General features: G+C 53.5%; 16 protein-coding genes. 14 read left to right on the top strand and 2 right to left on the bottom strand.

What is annotated here, in order from left to right; genetic code table 11:
- The first annotated feature begins 40 nt into the window (after positions 1-40).
- From I2D83_RS07120 to I2D83_RS07185, 14 genes are all read left to right on the top strand, one after another.
- Positions 41-2,020, top strand: a complete 1,980-nt coding sequence (locus I2D83_RS07120) for a glycosyl hydrolase family 28 protein (RefSeq protein ID WP_205947782.1) — start codon at positions 41-43, stop codon at positions 2,018-2,020.
- 50 nt (positions 2,021-2,070) lie between these two features.
- Positions 2,071-2,934, top strand: coding sequence for a type II secretion system protein GspC (gene gspC / locus I2D83_RS07125; RefSeq protein WP_015841050.1), 864 nt, complete (start codon positions 2,071-2,073; stop codon positions 2,932-2,934).
- 88 nt (positions 2,935-3,022) lie between these two features.
- The gene (gene gspD / locus I2D83_RS07130) at positions 3,023-4,975 is read left to right on the top strand and encodes a type II secretion system secretin GspD (RefSeq protein ID WP_180777599.1); all 1,953 of its coding nucleotides are present in this window, start codon (positions 3,023-3,025) and stop codon (positions 4,973-4,975) included.
- A complete protein-coding gene (gene gspE / locus I2D83_RS07135; protein WP_205947783.1) occupies positions 4,972-6,468 on the top strand; it encodes a type II secretion system ATPase GspE in 1,497 nt (498 codons plus the stop codon). Before gspD ends, gspE begins: the two co-directional genes overlap by 4 nt.
- 1 nt (position 6,469) lies before the next feature.
- Positions 6,470-7,696 (top strand): type II secretion system inner membrane protein GspF, encoded by a 1,227-nt coding sequence (gspF, locus tag I2D83_RS07140; RefSeq protein WP_205947784.1) that lies wholly within the window; start codon positions 6,470-6,472, stop codon positions 7,694-7,696.
- Positions 7,697-7,728: 32 nt separating this feature from the next.
- A complete protein-coding gene (gene gspG / locus I2D83_RS07145; protein WP_181829035.1) occupies positions 7,729-8,184 on the top strand; it encodes a type II secretion system major pseudopilin GspG in 456 nt (151 codons plus the stop codon).
- Between the two features lie 100 nt (positions 8,185-8,284).
- A complete protein-coding gene (gene gspH, locus I2D83_RS07150; protein ID WP_015841045.1) occupies positions 8,285-8,851 on the top strand; it encodes a type II secretion system minor pseudopilin GspH in 567 nt (188 codons plus the stop codon).
- The gene (gene gspI / locus I2D83_RS07155; RefSeq protein WP_015841044.1) at positions 8,848-9,213 is read left to right on the top strand and encodes a type II secretion system minor pseudopilin GspI; all 366 of its coding nucleotides are present in this window, start codon (positions 8,848-8,850) and stop codon (positions 9,211-9,213) included. The genes gspH and gspI overlap by 4 nt, the downstream gene beginning before the upstream one ends.
- A complete protein-coding gene (gene gspJ, locus I2D83_RS07160) occupies positions 9,213-9,863 on the top strand; it encodes a type II secretion system minor pseudopilin GspJ (RefSeq protein ID WP_181829033.1) in 651 nt (216 codons plus the stop codon). The genes gspI and gspJ overlap by 1 nt, the downstream gene beginning before the upstream one ends.
- Positions 9,860-10,846 carry a type II secretion system minor pseudopilin GspK gene (gene gspK, locus I2D83_RS07165; RefSeq protein WP_015841042.1) on the top strand — a complete coding sequence of 329 codons (987 nt, stop codon included), beginning with the start codon at positions 9,860-9,862 and terminating at the stop codon, positions 10,844-10,846. Before gspJ ends, gspK begins: the two co-directional genes overlap by 4 nt.
- Complete coding sequence (gene gspL / locus I2D83_RS07170; protein WP_205947785.1) at positions 10,843-12,120, top strand: type II secretion system protein GspL; 1,278 nt, start codon at positions 10,843-10,845, stop codon at positions 12,118-12,120. The genes gspK and gspL overlap by 4 nt, the downstream gene beginning before the upstream one ends.
- Positions 12,117-12,611, top strand: a complete 495-nt coding sequence (gene gspM, locus I2D83_RS07175; RefSeq protein WP_205947786.1) for a type II secretion system protein GspM — start codon at positions 12,117-12,119, stop codon at positions 12,609-12,611. The genes gspL and gspM overlap by 4 nt, the downstream gene beginning before the upstream one ends.
- Positions 12,601-13,347 (top strand): type II secretion system protein N, encoded by a 747-nt coding sequence (locus I2D83_RS07180; protein WP_205947787.1) that lies wholly within the window; start codon positions 12,601-12,603, stop codon positions 13,345-13,347. The genes gspM and I2D83_RS07180 overlap by 11 nt, the downstream gene beginning before the upstream one ends.
- Positions 13,348-13,454: 107 nt before the next feature.
- Positions 13,455-14,300 carry a prepilin peptidase gene (locus tag I2D83_RS07185; RefSeq protein WP_205947788.1) on the top strand — a complete coding sequence of 282 codons (846 nt, stop codon included), beginning with the start codon at positions 13,455-13,457 and terminating at the stop codon, positions 14,298-14,300.
- A gap of 142 nt (positions 14,301-14,442) precedes the next feature.
- Here I2D83_RS07185 and ypdK read toward each other — a convergent pair whose 3' ends face one another.
- Both ypdK and I2D83_RS07195 read right to left on the bottom strand, forming a co-directional pair.
- Positions 14,443-14,517, bottom strand: coding sequence for a membrane protein YpdK (ypdK, locus tag I2D83_RS07190; RefSeq protein ID WP_099606229.1), 75 nt, complete (start codon positions 14,515-14,517; stop codon positions 14,443-14,445).
- Positions 14,518-14,873: 356 nt separating this feature from the next.
- Positions 14,874-15,899 carry an LLM class flavin-dependent oxidoreductase gene (locus tag I2D83_RS07195; RefSeq protein WP_015841037.1) on the bottom strand — a complete coding sequence of 342 codons (1,026 nt, stop codon included), beginning with the start codon at positions 15,897-15,899 and terminating at the stop codon, positions 14,874-14,876.
- Between the last annotated feature and the right edge of the window lie 175 nt (positions 15,900-16,074).

Below are 16,074 nucleotides of genomic sequence, written 5' to 3' on the forward strand. Positions count from 1 at the left end.
GGAGAAAGATGTCGGGCGATATAAAAATACAGGAAATGTTATGACTGATTTTTTACCTCGTACTCGCCTTACGCTCTGCGCGACACTCGTTCTGAGCGGCCTGATTGCCGGATGCAGCGATAGCGACTCAACGCCGAATGTGGATGTTGACCGTTCTGCCGCGCCACAGAATCTTAAAGTGCCGACATTGGCCTATGATGACAACAGTGTGGTACTGGCCTGGGAAAAACCGACCAAACCTGCCGCGGGTATTAAGGATTACCGTGTCTACATGAATGGAACCTTGCTGGGCGGCACGATTGACAACCAGAACACTCATTCGCCCGCCAAGCCTTATATCGATAACTTCTACAACGCGATCGATACCGATAACTGGCATGTTCGCGTTAGCTTCCATAATTTCAAGGTGACGAATCTGTCGCCGGAAACGGAATATCGCTTCACGGTGCGCGCGCTTTATGACGACGGCAAAGAATCGGTAGATAGTGAAACCATCGTGCAGAAAACAACGGCGACGCCAGCCTCATTGAATGTAACCAACTACGGTGCAAAAGGGGATGGCATAGCCAATGACACGCTGGCGATTCAGAAGGCAATTGACGATTGTACGCCAACGGCGTATCCGAAAGGGTGTAAAGTCGTGGTTGAAGGGGGAACGTTTAAAACTGGCGCGCTGTTCCTGCATAGCGACATGACGTTTGAGGTTGCAAAAGGCGCTACGCTGCTGGGGTCGGCAAATGGTGACGACTATCCACTTGCCCGCGGTTACTATCTCTACCCTTACACTTCCCCTCAATTACCTAAGCGTCCGCCTTCGCTGATCAACGTGTTGGAAGCGGACGATCGGGGCAATAGCCATGCCGGTACCTTTAAAAATATTCGTATCGTCGGACAGGGTACGATTGATGGCAACGGTTGGACGCGCGGCATTAAAGCCAGTGATACAAACATTACTGAAATTGATGAATTAAAGAACGAATTGCCACTCTATCGTGCGAGCAAAGCGACCAATGTTGGCAGTGACGGTATTCTGGCAAAAGACCAAACGGCCAAAGCCGTTACTGAAGGCATGTCACTGGAGGAAGCGTACAAAAACCGACGCTCCAGCCTGATGACGCTGCGTGGCGTGAGCAATATGTATCTGGAAGGGCTGACGATTCTGAACCCGGCTTACCACGGTGTGATGGTGCTGGAATCCGAAAATGTGGCGATGAATGCGCTGGTGCACACGACGTATGATGCGAATAATGCGGATGGCATTGAATTCGGCAACAGCCAAAACGTCATGGTATTCAATAACTTTTTTGATACAGGTGATGACAGCGTAAACTTTGCGGCAGGGTACGGTGCCGAGGTGGCGACGCTGGGGCAAAAAGCGCAGAGTGGGGCCTGGATCTTCAATAACTACTTCCGCCGCGGACACGGCGCGGTGGTCACGGGTAGCCATACCGGTGCCTGGATTGAAAAAATTGTTGCTGAAGATAACGTCATGAATAAGACGGATGTTGGCTTGCGCATGAAGAGTCGACCCTATTATGGTGGCGGCTCGCGTGACGTGGTATTCCGTAATAACGCGATGCGTGATATTGTCAACGAGCCGTTCGTTTTCACTATCAAATATAAAGCGGACGTGAACGATACCCAGCCTGCGGCTGAACCTGCACAATTCCGTGATGTGACCGTCTCCAACGTCACGATTGATGGCTCAGCGAAGAAAAACAGCATTCTGGTCGATGGGATGACCATCGCTGAGATGGCTGATGCGTATAAGTTCTCTTTTGAACGTGATGCCTATCATCAAGGCTTGCATTTTGAGAATGTAAAATTCAGAAGTGTAAAAGCCACGGACATTACGTTCCTGAAGAACAGTGACTTTAAAAATGTCATTTTTGAGAATGTACCGGGAGCCTGGAATTTCGGTCATATTGAAAATATCAGGCTCGAAGACCGTGTAAATAATGATGCCGCGCTGACGACCAGCGGTGATGAAACCATCACCCGGGAAGCCGCAACGGAATAAGGCATTTTCCCCACGCCCATCGGCGTGGGGAGTATTATGGATGATTATCTATGGCACGATTGCAAGCTTTCAAAGAACCGTCTTTTAATTCGTTGGTTGCGACTTTTCGGTCACTGCCCGCGCCGCTGATCCGACGTATCGTGTTGGGGCTGATTTTACTGCTGATTTGCCAGCAGTTGGCCGTCTTGACCTGGCGCTTTCTCCTTCCTGAAGATTCACGCATTGTTGGCGTGTCGGTGACGCCTGCCCAGGCGAAAGAAAAACCCGTGACGCCCGGTGACTTTACCCTGTTTGGCCATGCTCCTGATGCGGATGCCGCTGCGGCTAACGATGCTGCGCTATCTGGTGATATTCCGCTGACATCGTTAAATATCAGTCTGACAGGGGTTCTGGCGAGTGAAGATGCTAAGCGTTCGATTGCCATCATCGCTAAAGATAGTCAGCAATACAGCCGCAACGTCGGCGATGCCATTCCGGGCTATGAAGCCAAAATTGTGACTATCTCTGCCGATCGTGTTGTGATCCAGTATCAGGGGCGCTATGAAGCGCTGCATTTGTATCAGGAAGAAAACACCGCCGATGCACCGCCGTCTTCTGGCGCATTTAGTCAGGTGAAAGAGGAAATACAAAAAAATCCCCTCTCGGCACAGGATTACCTCACCATTTCTCCCGTCACGGAAGAAGAAGTACTGAAAGGATATCAGTTAAACCCCGGCAAAAATCCCGATCTTTTCTACCGCGCAGGCTTGCAGGACAACGATCTCGCAGTGTCATTAAACGGCATGGATTTACGCGATGCAGGTCAGGCACAGCAGGCGATGGCGCAACTGGCAGGGATGAGCAAATTTAATTTGACCGTTGAGCGTGATGGTCAACAGCAGGATATATATCTGGCATTGGATGGAGACCACTAATTTGTTTAGCAAGGGACAGGGATTTTTTAAGCCTCAGGTTTTTTCAAAACATAAAAACCAATGGCTTGGTCATGTACGCCGTAAGAGCATGTTATTACTCAGCGGGAGCGTTTTGCTGATGGCGTCATCATTGGCGTGGAGCGCCGAATTCTCCGCCAGTTTTAAGGGCACGGATATTCAGGAGTTTATCAATACCGTCAGTAAGAATTTGAATAAGACGGTCATTATCGATCCGTCGGTCAGCGGAACGATCACCGTACGCAGCTATGACATGATGAACGAAGAACAGTATTACCAGTTCTTCCTGAGCGTGCTGGATGTCTATGGATTTACCGTTATTCCGATGGATAACAACGTCCTGAAAATCATTCGCTCGAAGGATGCGAAATCGACGTCTATGCCGCTGGCGACTGACGATCAGCCGGGCATTGGCGATGAAGTGGTGACACGCGTCGTGCCGGTGAACAATGTCGCTGCCCGCGATTTGGCGCCGCTGCTGCGCCAGTTGAACGATAACGCTGGCGCCGGGAGCGTGGTGCATTACGAACCGTCGAACGTGCTGCTGATGACCGGCCGCGCGGGGGTGATCAAACGGTTGATGACGATTGTCGAACGGGTTGATCAGACGGGCGATCGGAATGTGACCAGCATACCGCTGTCTTACGCTTCCTCGACGGAAGTGGTGAAAATGGTGAATGAGCTGAACAAGATGGATGAGAAATCCGCCTTGCCCGGCATGTTGACCGCTAACGTGGTGGCTGACGAACGAACCAACTCGGTGCTGGTGCGCGGAGAACCTAACTCACGCCAGCGCGTTATCGACATGATCAAACAGCTCGATCGCCAGCAGGCGGTACAGGGCAACACCAAAGTTATCTACCTTAAGTACGCGAAAGCGGCCGATCTGGTCGAAGTGCTCACTGGCGTCGGCGACAGTATTCAAACCGACCAGCAAAATGCGCTGCCTGCGCTGCGCAAAGACATTTCGATTAAGGCCCACGAACAAACTAACTCACTGATTGTGAATGCGGCACCTGACATCATGCGCGATCTGGAACAGGTGATTGCACAGTTGGATATCCGCCGTCCGCAGGTACTGGTCGAAGCGATTATCGCAGAAGTACAGGATGCCGATGGAATGAATCTGGGTGTTCAATGGGCGAATAAAAATGCCGGGGTAACGCAATTCACCAATACGGGATTGCCGATTACGACAATGATGGCAGGAGCGGACCAATTTCGACGTGATGGAACGCTTGGCACGGCAGCGACAACGGCACTTGGCGGTTTCAACGGGATTGCCGCCGGTTTCTATCAGGGTAACTGGGGCATGCTGATGACGGCGCTGTCTAGCAACAGCAAGAACGACATTCTGGCAACGCCCAGTATCGTGACGCTGGATAATATGGAAGCGACGTTTAACGTTGGGCAGGAAGTACCTGTATTGGCAGGTTCGCAGACGACATCCGGCGACAACGTTTTCCAAACAGTGGAACGTAAAACGGTCGGTATCAAACTGAAGGTGAAACCCCAAATCAACGAAGGCGACTCCGTTCTGCTGGAAATCGAACAGGAAGTCTCCAGCGTGGCTGATGCCGCCTCCAGCAGCAGCACCAACCTTGGCGCAACATTCAATACGCGTACCGTTAATAACGCGGTGCTGGTCAGCAGCGGCGAAACCGTGGTGGTTGGCGGTTTGCTGGATAAAAGTACGAATGAGTCTGCAAGCAAAGTGCCCCTATTGGGCGATATTCCCGTTCTGGGATACTTGTTCCGCTCCAACAGTCAGGAAACGAAAAAGCGTAACCTGATGCTGTTTATCCGTCCTTCCATTATTCGCGATCGCAGTCAGTACCAGAGTGCTTCTGCCAGTAAGTATCATTCGTTCAATGCTGAAGAAGAGAAGCAGCGAGAGGCGAATGGCGGGAAGGCTAATCTGCTGGATAACGATTTACTGCGCTTGCCGGAAGGCGGGAACGCCTATACGTTCCGTCAGGTTCAGTCCTCTATTGTGGCGTTTTATCCGGCGGGCGGGAAATGAGTGACGTTGCCTCCCAGATTATAGAATTACGCCCCATACTGCCTTTTGCCTATGCTCGGTCGCAGCAAATTTTGCTGTTGCAGCGGGAAAATGATACCAGTCTGCGGACGATCTGTGTCGCGCAAACGCCGCCAGCCGCCTTGCTGGAGGCACGTCGGATTGCAGGCTGTTCGCTTAAGATTGAACGCGTTACGGAAGACGAATTTGAGCGGCAATTAGTTATCAGCTATCAGCGTGATTCGGAAGAAGCCCGTCGTCTGATGGAAGACATCGGCAATGAGATGGATTTCTATACGCTGGTGGAAGAGCTACCGGACAGCGATGATTTGCTTGATGCCGATGATGATGCGCCGATTATCCGCCTGATCAATGCGATGCTGACCGAAGCGATTAAGGATAAGGCGTCGGATATTCATATCGAAACGTATGAGCGCTATTTGTTGATCCGTTTCCGTGTCGATGGTGTGCTGCGTGAAATCCTGCGTCCACAGCGTAAGCTGGCGTCGCTGCTGGTATCGCGTATCAAGGTCATGGCCAAGCTGGATATTGCGGAAAAACGTATCCCGCAGGATGGACGCATGGCGCTGCGGGTGGGGGGACGAGCGATTGACGTTCGTGTCTCCACGCTGCCGTCGAACTATGGTGAACGCGTTGTGCTGCGTTTGCTGGATAAAAACAGCGTGAAGCTCGATCTTGAACTGCTGGGCATGTCGCAGCGCAACCGGCAGCAGCTGGACAGCCTGATCCATCGTCCACATGGCATTATTCTTGTCACCGGTCCGACAGGGTCGGGGAAAAGTACCACGCTGTACGCTGCGCTCAGCCGCCTGAATGCTTCGGAACGTAACATCATGACGGTGGAAGATCCCATCGAGTATGAGCTGGAAGGCATTGGGCAAACCCAGGTCAATACCAAGGTGGATATGACGTTTGCCCGCGGGCTGCGTGCCATTCTGCGTCAGGACCCGGACGTTGTGCTGGTAGGGGAAATTCGTGATGGTGAAACGGCACAGATTGCCGTGCAGGCATCGCTGACCGGTCACCTTGTGTTATCCACACTGCATACCAATAGCGCGCTGGGCGCGCTGTCTCGTTTACAGGATATGGGCGTCGAGCCTTTCCTGCTGTCAACCTCTCTGCTGGGCGTGCTTGCACAGCGTCTGGTCAGAACGCTGTGTTCTGAGTGTAGCCAGCCGCATCCGGTCGATCCGGTTCAGGCCGAACAGATGGGGATCGCACCGGGTACGCTGCTGCATAATCCGGTGGGTTGCCCGCAGTGTAGCTATACCGGCTATCGGGGACGTATCGGCATTCATGAACTGGTACTGATCAATGACGACGTTCGCGCCGCGATCCACCGCAGCGACGGTGAAATGGCGATTGCGCAGATTCTGGGCACAAGTCGAACGACAATTCGTCAGGACGGGCTGGAAAAGGTACTGGCGGGGTTCACGACCTGGGAAGAAGTGATCCGCGTAACCAAAGAGGAATGATATGGCACAGTACCACTATCAGGCGCTGGATGCGCAAGGGAAAAAATGCCGTGGCACTCAGGAAGCGGACTCTGCCAGACAGGCGCGTCAGCTATTGCGGGAGCGCGGACTGGTGCCGCTGTCGGTTGATGAAGGCCGCGGTGACCAGCAGAAAGCCGGTTCTTCGGGGTTTTCCTTACGCCGCAAAATTCGTATCAGTACCTCAGATTTGGCGCTGTTAACTCGCCAGTTGGCGACGCTGGTGGCGGCGTCATTGCCGCTGGAAGAAGCACTGGATGCGGTGGCGAAACAGAGCGAAAAGCCGCATCTGAGCCAGTTGATGGCGGCAGTGCGCAGCAAGGTTATGGAAGGGCATTCGCTGGCCGATGCGATGAAATGTTTTCCCAGCAGCTTTGAGCGACTGTATTGCGCGATGGTGGCCGCAGGCGAGACCTCCGGACACCTTGATGAAGTGCTTAACCGACTGGCGGACTACACCGAGCAGCGCCAGCAGATGCGTAGCCGCATCCAGCAGGCGATGATCTATCCGTGCGTGCTTACCGTCGTTGCGATTGCCGTGGTCAGCATTTTGCTATCCGTTGTGGTACCAAAAGTCGTCGAGCAATTTATTCATATGAAGCAGGCGCTGCCGCTTTCAACCCGCGTGTTGATGGGAATAAGCGATGCCGTGCGCACATTCGGGCCATGGGTGGTGCTGGTGCTGCTGGCCGCGTTCATGGCGCTACGCGTGATGCTGCGACAGGAAAAACGGCGCATCAATTTCCATCGGCGTTTGCTGTATTTGCCGCTGCTCGGCCGTATTGCTCGCGGTCTGAATACGGCACGCTACGCGCGGACGCTCAGTATTCTCAATGCCAGTGCCGTGCCGCTGTTGCAGGCGATGCGCATTAGCGGCGATGTGATGAGTAATGACTATGCCCGCCATCGGCTCTCTCTGGCGACGGATGCGGTACGAGAAGGCGTCAGTCTGCATAAAGCGCTGGAACAGACGGCGCTCTTTCCCCCAATGATGCGTCATATGATCGCCAGCGGTGAACGCAGTGGCGAGTTGGACAGCATGCTGGAACGGGCGGCGGATAATCAGGATCGGGAATTCAGTTCGCAGATGACGCTGGCGCTGGGGTTATTTGAACCTCTGCTGGTGGTCAGCATGGCGGCGGTGGTGCTGTTTATCGTACTGGCGATTTTACAGCCGATTCTGCAACTGAATACGTTAATGAGTTCGTAAGCGAACCAACAATTGAACGAGGAAAAGTAAGGATGCAACAGTCTCAGCGTAGTTGTGGACAAAATAGTTATGGTCAGCGTGGTTTTACCCTGTTGGAAATTATGGTGGTGATCGTCATTCTCGGCGTACTGGCGAGTCTGGTAGTACCCAATCTGATGGGGAATAAGGAAAAAGCGGATCGGCAAAAAGCCGTCAGCGATATTGTGTCTCTCGAAAGCGCACTCGACATGTACAAGCTGGATAACAACCGTTACCCGTCCACGGAGCAGGGACTGAAAGCGTTGGTGACGAAACCAACCGTTCAGCCGGAACCGCGTAACTACCCAGCCGATGGTTACATCCGCCGCTTACCACAGGATCCGTGGGGCTCTGAGTATCAACTGTTGAACCCTGGTCAGCACGGTAAGCTGGATATCTTCTCTCTGGGGCCAGATGGCATGCCGGGAACGGAAGATGATATCGGCAACTGGAATCTGGATAAAAAATAAAGGCATGGGGCGATTATGCCCGTCTTTATAAGTGACTGTTGCAGATGGAACTGTAGATAGTTGCTGTCGATAGCGTGCGGGAAAAGGATGGCAAGGCGCAATGAAGCGGTCAACGAGGAAACAGCAGGGGTTTACCCTGCTGGAAATGATGCTGGTCGTGTTACTGGCGGGCATTGCAGCTAGCATGGTGGTCATGGCGTTTCCTCGCGAACGCCAGAACGACAGCGCGTGGCAGTTGGCTCGCTTTCAGGCGCAGTTAGAGTTTGCCGCTGAAAGCAGTCAGGTTAACGAATACATGCTGGGTGTTCGCATCTATCCCGACCGTTGGCAGTTTTATCAACTTCAGCGACCCGCTGCATCGGAAGGGACACCGATCCCGAGCGGCGATCGCTGGCAGGGCTACAAGTGGCAGCCGTGGCAACCGCATCGGGTGAGCGCCTCGGCGACGCTGCCTGAGGCATTACGGCTTGAGCTCTTGCAGGCCGATGGGAAAAAAGTGGATAAAACGCAGAGTGGCGACGATCCCGATATCCTGATTTTGCCCGGCGGTGAAATCACGCCTTTCCGTCTGCTCGTTAAGTCTAAAGACAAAGCGCTCTCGAATTGGCTTCAGGTCGATAGCAACGGAAAATTTGTGACGTCGATGAGTCAGGGTAAGAAACGATGAAACGACAGAAAGGGATGACGCTGGTGGAGGTGCTGGTCGCGCTGAGCGTTTTTGCGCTGGCGGGGATCGCCGTTTTGCAAACCACAGCCAGACAGGCAAGCAGCCTTAGCAGACTGGAAGAGAAGACGTTTGCAGGCTGGGTAGCAGAAAACCAGCAGGTTCAACTGCGGCTGGAACAGCGCTGGCCGGAAGCATCGTGGGTGAGGGGCGAAACGCAATTCGCGGGCATGCGCTGGCATTGGCGCTGGCAGGGGGTAGAGACGGGTGACCCTCAGACCAAAGCGCTGGATGTAGAGGTGCGGCGTAATAAAGACGCCTTTGCCGCCGATGCTTCGCTGCGTACCTATGTGGTGAAGCAATAATGTTTAATAAAACAGGGACGTGTAGTCAAACAAGAAGGGAGCGAGAGATCGCACGGCAGAAACGCCAACAGGGGTTTACTCTGCTGGAGATGATTCTGGCGATTGCTATCTTTGCCGCGCTGAGCCTCAGTGCGTTTCAGGTGCTGAATGGCGTGATGCGTAACGATGAAATTTCGCAGCGCAAGGCCGAACGTCTGGCTGAAATACAGCGTGCCTTTTCACAAATGGACAGCGATTTCTCCCAGATGATCGCACGTGGAAGCAGAGGAAGTACCTCGATATTTTATGCTGGCCGCGATCAGTTAAAAAGCGATGACTGGGGCGTCAGCTTTATGCGTAATGGCTGGCAGAACCCGTTTGGCATATTGCCGCGCTCTGAACTTCAGCCTGTAGCCTATCGGCTACGGGAACACACTCTGGAACGGTTAACCCACGCGGTGCCTGACCCGATTGAGGGGCTCGATCCCGGTGTAAAACCGCTTCTCACGCAGGTCGATGGCTTCCGCCTGCGCTTTTTCAGCAATAAAACCTGGCGCGATCGCTGGGATAACACGACGCAATTGCCACAAGGGATCGAAGTGGTGTTGACCTTAAGGGATTATGGCGAAATGTCGCGTATGTTTTTGATTACCACCGGGCCGGCTAAATGAGGCCGCGTCAGCGCGGTGCGGCGCTGCTGGTGGTGCTCCTGATTCTGGCATTAATGGTGACGATTGCCGCGGTGATTACGGAACGCACTGGTAAAGCGTTTTTGCGCACCGAGAGTCATTTGAGCCGTCAGCAGGCGAAGTGGTACGCCTTGGGGGCAGAAACGCTAAGCGGGCAGATATTGCTGCGCGATGCGCGGAATATGCCGGGACGTACGTTTGCCGGACAGAACTGGTCACAACCGGGGCATCGTTTCCCAGTGGACGGCGGGGAAATCATCGGCCAGATTAGCGATGCGCGTACCTGCTTTAATCTGAATGCGATCAATCAAGGCGTGGATAACGACAGCACGCTGGTGAAGACGCCTTATCCGGCGCAGGTTTTCCGTTTGCTATTGAAAAATCTAGGCGAAGATGCGGATCGTGCAGAAAAGATCACTGCGGCGGTGCGTGACTGGATTGATGCGGATAACTATCCGTCGGCGAACGGTGCAGAGGATGATGTCTACGCCACACTGCCAGTGCCTTATCGTACGGCCAATCAGAGAATGAGTGAAATCAGCGAATTGCGGGCAGTCTATGGCGTGGACAGCGATCTTTATCGTCGTTTGTTACCTTATGTTTGCGCGCTGCCGGTGGATACGATGTCAATTAATATCAACACGTTAACCGAGTTTGATGCCCCGCTGTTATCCGCCATATTCTTGAATGAAATGACGATGTCGCAGGCGAAGGCGCTGGTGCAGCAGCGACCTCGTACGGGATGGGCAAGCCTTGAGGTTCTGCAACAAACCGGGTTATTGCCTCCGAATAGTAAAAATACCGCGCAGCGAGTGCTGTCAGTAAAAAGTGAATGGTTCTTTGTCAAACTTCAGGTGCGTGTCGGCGACAGTGATTTTCATCAGCGCAGCCTGCTTCATCTGAGTGGACAAAAGGTACAGGTCGTGCAGCGGCAATATGGAGGATATAGGACGGTGAATCCATGAAATTAGCGGGAAAATGGAAGCAAAAAGCCGCGAAAACCCCATTAAATCGAGGTCCGGTTGTTCGTCATCCGTGCCTCATTGTGCGTCTTCCGGTAGAGGAACAGGGCGAGATTGAATGGCAGGTTCGTTCACCCAATGGGGAAAACTTACTGAGCCAAGGGCGTGGTAACGTCGAACAGGTTTGTCAGGCGCTGGCGGCGTATCCGTCTGTGGCATTTACCCGCGTTCTGGTTCCGGCAACGGACGTGACGTTTTATGCTCTGACGCTCCCCCGGCAGGCCCGGCGTCAGCTAACGCAAGTTGTGCCGTTTATGCTGGAAGATCAGCTGGCGACAGAAATCGAAAAGCTGCATTTTGCTGTGCTGGAAATTCATGGAGATGATGGCACGGTTGCCGTGGTGGAAAAAAACCGGATGCAGCGTTGGCTGACGCAGTGTGATGCATTGGGGCTCATCGTCAATACCTTATTACCTGATGCCCGGGTATTGCCGAAACATCAGGATGGCTGGAGCGCGTTGCAACATGATGACATGTGGCTATTTCGTCAGCCGACGGGCCATGCTATGGCGGCAGAGTCCTCCTGGTGCGGCGACCTGCTGAAAGCGTCTATGCCGCTGCCGGCGATATACAGCTACAGTGTTGCATCGGTCGGCGGTGAGCTGTCGCAGTATGAATGGCAGGAGGAGGGCGAGTGGAAGGCTCAGCCCGCAACGGATCTCTTCACGCTGGCTGCAACGGCGCAGCTACCAGCCTCGGTCGATCTGCGGCAAGGCGATTACGCGCCAGAGAAAGCCTGGCAAAACACGCTGCTGCCGTGGCGCGGCGTGGGAATCGCTTTTGCCTGTTATCTTTTGCTGGTCGTAGCGGATGCTGGCTGGGCGCACTATCAGCTTTATCAGCAGGCTGAGCATTGGCGACAGGAAAGCGTGCGCGTCTATCGGCAGATTTTCCCCTCCGAGACGAATGTCGTTAACCCACGTGCGCAGATGCAGCAGCACCTGCAACGTACGGCTGCCGGGGGCGCGGGGAAAGGACTACTGGAGCAATTGAACCCTTTACAGCAATTGATGACGCAAAATAGTGCGATCAAAATTCAGTCGCTGTCTTACGACGGTTCCGCTGGCGAATTCCGGCTGGCGTTGCAGGCCACGTCGTATCAGGAATTAGAGCAGTTTCAGCAGCAGGCTGCCGCTTATTATCAGGTACAAGCGGGAGAGATGCGGCAGGAAAACGATCGGGTTGAAGGCCGCTTAACGTTGAGGAGCCAGCAATGAATGAATTACGGCAACGCTGGCAAGCGATGAGCCAGCGCGAGCGCCAACTGATGGTCGTGTGTGCGGCGGTGCTCCTGCTCTGTCTGGTGTATTACGCCATTTTTCAGCCCTGGCTGCTGCGGGAAGATCAGTGGGAACGTACGATTTCCCGCGAGCAACAGACCGTCAACTGGATGCAGAAGCAAGCTCCATTGATTCCGCAGGGCAATCAGGCACAGGGAGACAATAGTCAGCGAGACGTCAGCCTGCCGATTTTGATTTCGCAAAGTACCAAACGTTACGGGCTGACGGTCGTACGCTTGCAGCCGCAGGGCAATCAGGCGTCGGTGACGCTGGCTCAGAGCGACTTTACCAGTTTGCTGCGCTGGCTTAGCGAACTGGAACAGAAAAACGGCGTGAAAGTGATGTCACTGGATGTGAATGCCGTTGAGCAAAGCCCGGGAATGGTGGATGTGACCAGACTGATGCTGGAACGGGCGGATGAAGCTTAAATCCGGTATTGGCGCAGGCGTCGCTATGGTTCTGGCCTATGGGGTGTTCCTGGCGTGCTATGCGCCTGCCCGCTTGCTCACGGCGGTGCCGCTGCCGACCGGAATGGTGGTTGCAGAAGCCGCCGGAACGCTATGGCAGGGGAACCTGCAACGGTTTAGCTGGCGCACGTTAATGTTGGATGATGTGCGGTGGAATATCACCTTCTCGGGTTTTATGCCTGCACTAGAAATTGCCTTCCACAATCCGGAGGGCATTGAAGGCCGTGGGATCATTCGTGGTTGGCAGCAGCCGCAGTTTTATCAATGGCAGCTTTCGGTACCCGCGGGCTATTTATTCAGCCGCATGCGTTTTATCGTGCCAATCGGGGCAGAAGGAAACGTGCAACTGAACCTGCAAGAAGCGACGGTTGACCGTTCTGGCTGCCAGTCGCTCGATGCCAACATCAGTTGGCCGGGCGCTCGGGTGAACACCCCGCTGGGTGGGCTAATGCTCGCAACACCTCAGGCCGCATTACGCTGCCAGCAAGGGGCGCTTGAGGCAAACCTGCGGCAGACTTCTTCGCATCTGCAATTGTCCGGCAAAGGCAGCGTTACCCCAAAAGGTGAATATCGTTTTACGGGGCAACTTAGCAGCGGAAACGACTTACCCGCTACCATGAAAAAGTTACTGGCGACCACTGGCAAAGCAGACGAACAAGGTGCCAGGACGCTGAATTTTCAGGGGCGTCTGTTGTAACAACGATGGCCGTTTTACTAGGGATGACCGTTGTCATTGCTGTGTAGTGGTTTGCAACAAGGAGCCGCTAACTTATCTCTTTTCTTTATCAACAATCAGGGACTAACGTGGACGATTTAAGGGAATTCGCACTGGTATTTCCGGCATGGTGGTATGGTGCGCTGGGCGTATTGGGCTTGATTGTTGGCAGTTTTCTGAACGTCGTGATTTACCGCCTGCCGATTATGTTAGAACGCCGCTGGCGGCAGGACATCGAACTGCAAACGGGTGTGACCGATGTCGAGCATGTGACGAGTTACAACCTGTGTTGGCCGCCTTCGTCTTGCCCGCACTGTCAGCAGGCGATTGCGGTGAAAGATAACATCCCGTTATTCAGTTGGCTGTGGCTGCGCGGCCGCTCCCGCTGCTGTCATCAGCCAGTGTCTGTGCAGTATCCGCTGGTGGAAGTAATTACGATGCTGGCTTTTCTGGTCGCAGGGTTACTGTGGTTGCCCGGCATGGCGTTATGCGGGGCGCTGATTCTGCTGTCCTTTCTGGTGGTTTTGACCGTCATTGATATAAAAACGTTACTGCTGCCAGATGTGCTTACGCTTTCGCTCTTGTGGATGGGACTGCTGTTTAATCTGTCGGAGACCTTTGTCCCATTACGCGATGCCGTAGTAGGCGCGATGGCGGGCTATTTGTCCCTGTGGCTACTTTATTGGGTATTTAAATATGCCACAGGCAAAGAAGCGCTAGGGTATGGTGATTTTAAGTTACTCGCCGCGCTGGGTGCCTGGCTGGGCTGGCAGGCATTGCCGAATCTGGTCTTGGTGGCGGCGCTGAGCGGGCTGGTCGTTACTCTCATCTGGCGCGGGGTGCGTAAAGAAGATACGGCTAAACCGTTGGCCTTTGGCCCCTGGCTGGCGATTGGCGGCGTGTTCGGTGTGATAATAAACGGACTCTATCTGTAAAAAATAACAAAGCGAATGCCGAATTATTAATTGAATGGCTATTGGCAGGCATAAAAATAGGCTGAGGGTATAAATACCATCAGCCTTTTTTATCTCTGTGTGTGCCCTTCAATGTATAAATCGTTGTCGGGCAAATGACAGGTTATTCTACCATCAGCATAAAGGTACTCACCCAAACGACTAAACAGAATGAGATACCCATAAAAAAATACTTCACCGATTTATTCTCCAGCAGAAACCACGCCAGCAACGATCCCGATTGTGCGTTTTATTATGGAAGGAAATTATTACGCTGCCGGCGATGTCACCGAAGGGTAATCTTTCCCGTTGTCATCACCAGAATCACACCAGTTATGACGGGATCGGCGCTAAATCTACGCCGAGTGAGGGGGGGAATTCAAGAGGTCCAGAAACTATATTTTCAAAATAGCATTAAAAAGCGTTGGGTCGCTTCACAGGCGGAAAAAAACGGGGGAATAAGAGTGAAAATGGCCCTCAATTCCCCCGATTCTTGATACGGCTATCTTTGGTTTGACGCCTGTTGGACAGGCTTGAATGCCTTAGGCTACAGGCTTACTCTCTCCACCCCATCGCGGGTGCGACATGCTTCAGAATTGATTCGATAACATGCGCATTGTAATCGACGCCCAGTTGATTCGGCACCGTTAGCAATAGCGTATCCGCTTCGGCAATAGCTTCATCCTGTTTTAATTGCTGGATAAGGGCTTCCGGCTCGGCGGCATAGCTGCGCCCGAAAATCGCGCGCGTTTTTTCATCCAGGAAACCTACCTTGTCGCTATCGTTACTGCTCCCGCCAAAATAGGCGCGATCGCGATGATCTACCAGTGCAAAAATACTGCGGCTGACGGACACACGTGGCGTACGCGTATGCCCAGCTTCAGCCCAGGCAGCCCGATAGGCACGAATTTGCTGTGCCTGCTGGATATGAAAAGGTTCACCGGTTTCATCATCTTTTAGCGTGGAGCTTTGCAGATTCATGCCCAGTTTCGCTGCCCATACCGCCGTGGCATTCGAGCCAGCTCCCCACCAGATACGCTCACGTAACCCCTCAGAATAGGGCTCCAGACGCAACAGGCCTGGTGGATTCGGGAACATTGGCTGTGGGTTCGGTTTTGCAAACCCTTCGCCACGCAACACATCCAACAGCACTTCGGTATGATGTCGTGCCATCTCTGCGTCAGATTCCCCTTCCGTAGGCTGATAGCCAAAATAGCGCCAGCCATCGATTACCTGTTCAGGCGAGCCGCGACTGATGCCGAGCTGCAAACGTCCGCCAGAGATCAGATCGGCGGCGCTGGCGTTTTCAGCCATGTACAGCGGGTTTTCGTAACGCATGTCGATGACGCCGGTGCCAATTTCAATGTTTTTGGTTTTTGCCCCAATGGCGGCCAGCAGTGGGAAAGGCGAACCCAGCTGGCGGGCAAAGTGGTGCACTCTGAAATAGGCACCGTCAGCGCCCAGTTCTTCAGCGGCGACGGCAAGATCGATAGATTGCAGCAAGGCGTCAGCCGCGGAACGCGTGCCAGACTGCTGCGATGGTGCCCAGTGGCCGAATGATAAAAAGCCGATCTTCTTCATAGGGTATTTATCCTTATATTCAGGCTCGCTCTGCACAGCAAGGTTCTATACCCGTCATACTTCAAGTTGCATGTGCGTTAGCTACGTTCAAACACTCGGCCCGTCGTGGGCCTCGCCCTGCGGGCCAACGCTTTGCGTTGTTCAAAACGCTAACGTTTTGTCCTGAAACTCGAAT

The organism is Pectobacterium aroidearum, from assembly GCF_015689195.1.
Lineage (GTDB): Bacteria > Pseudomonadota > Gammaproteobacteria > Enterobacterales > Enterobacteriaceae > Pectobacterium > Pectobacterium aroidearum.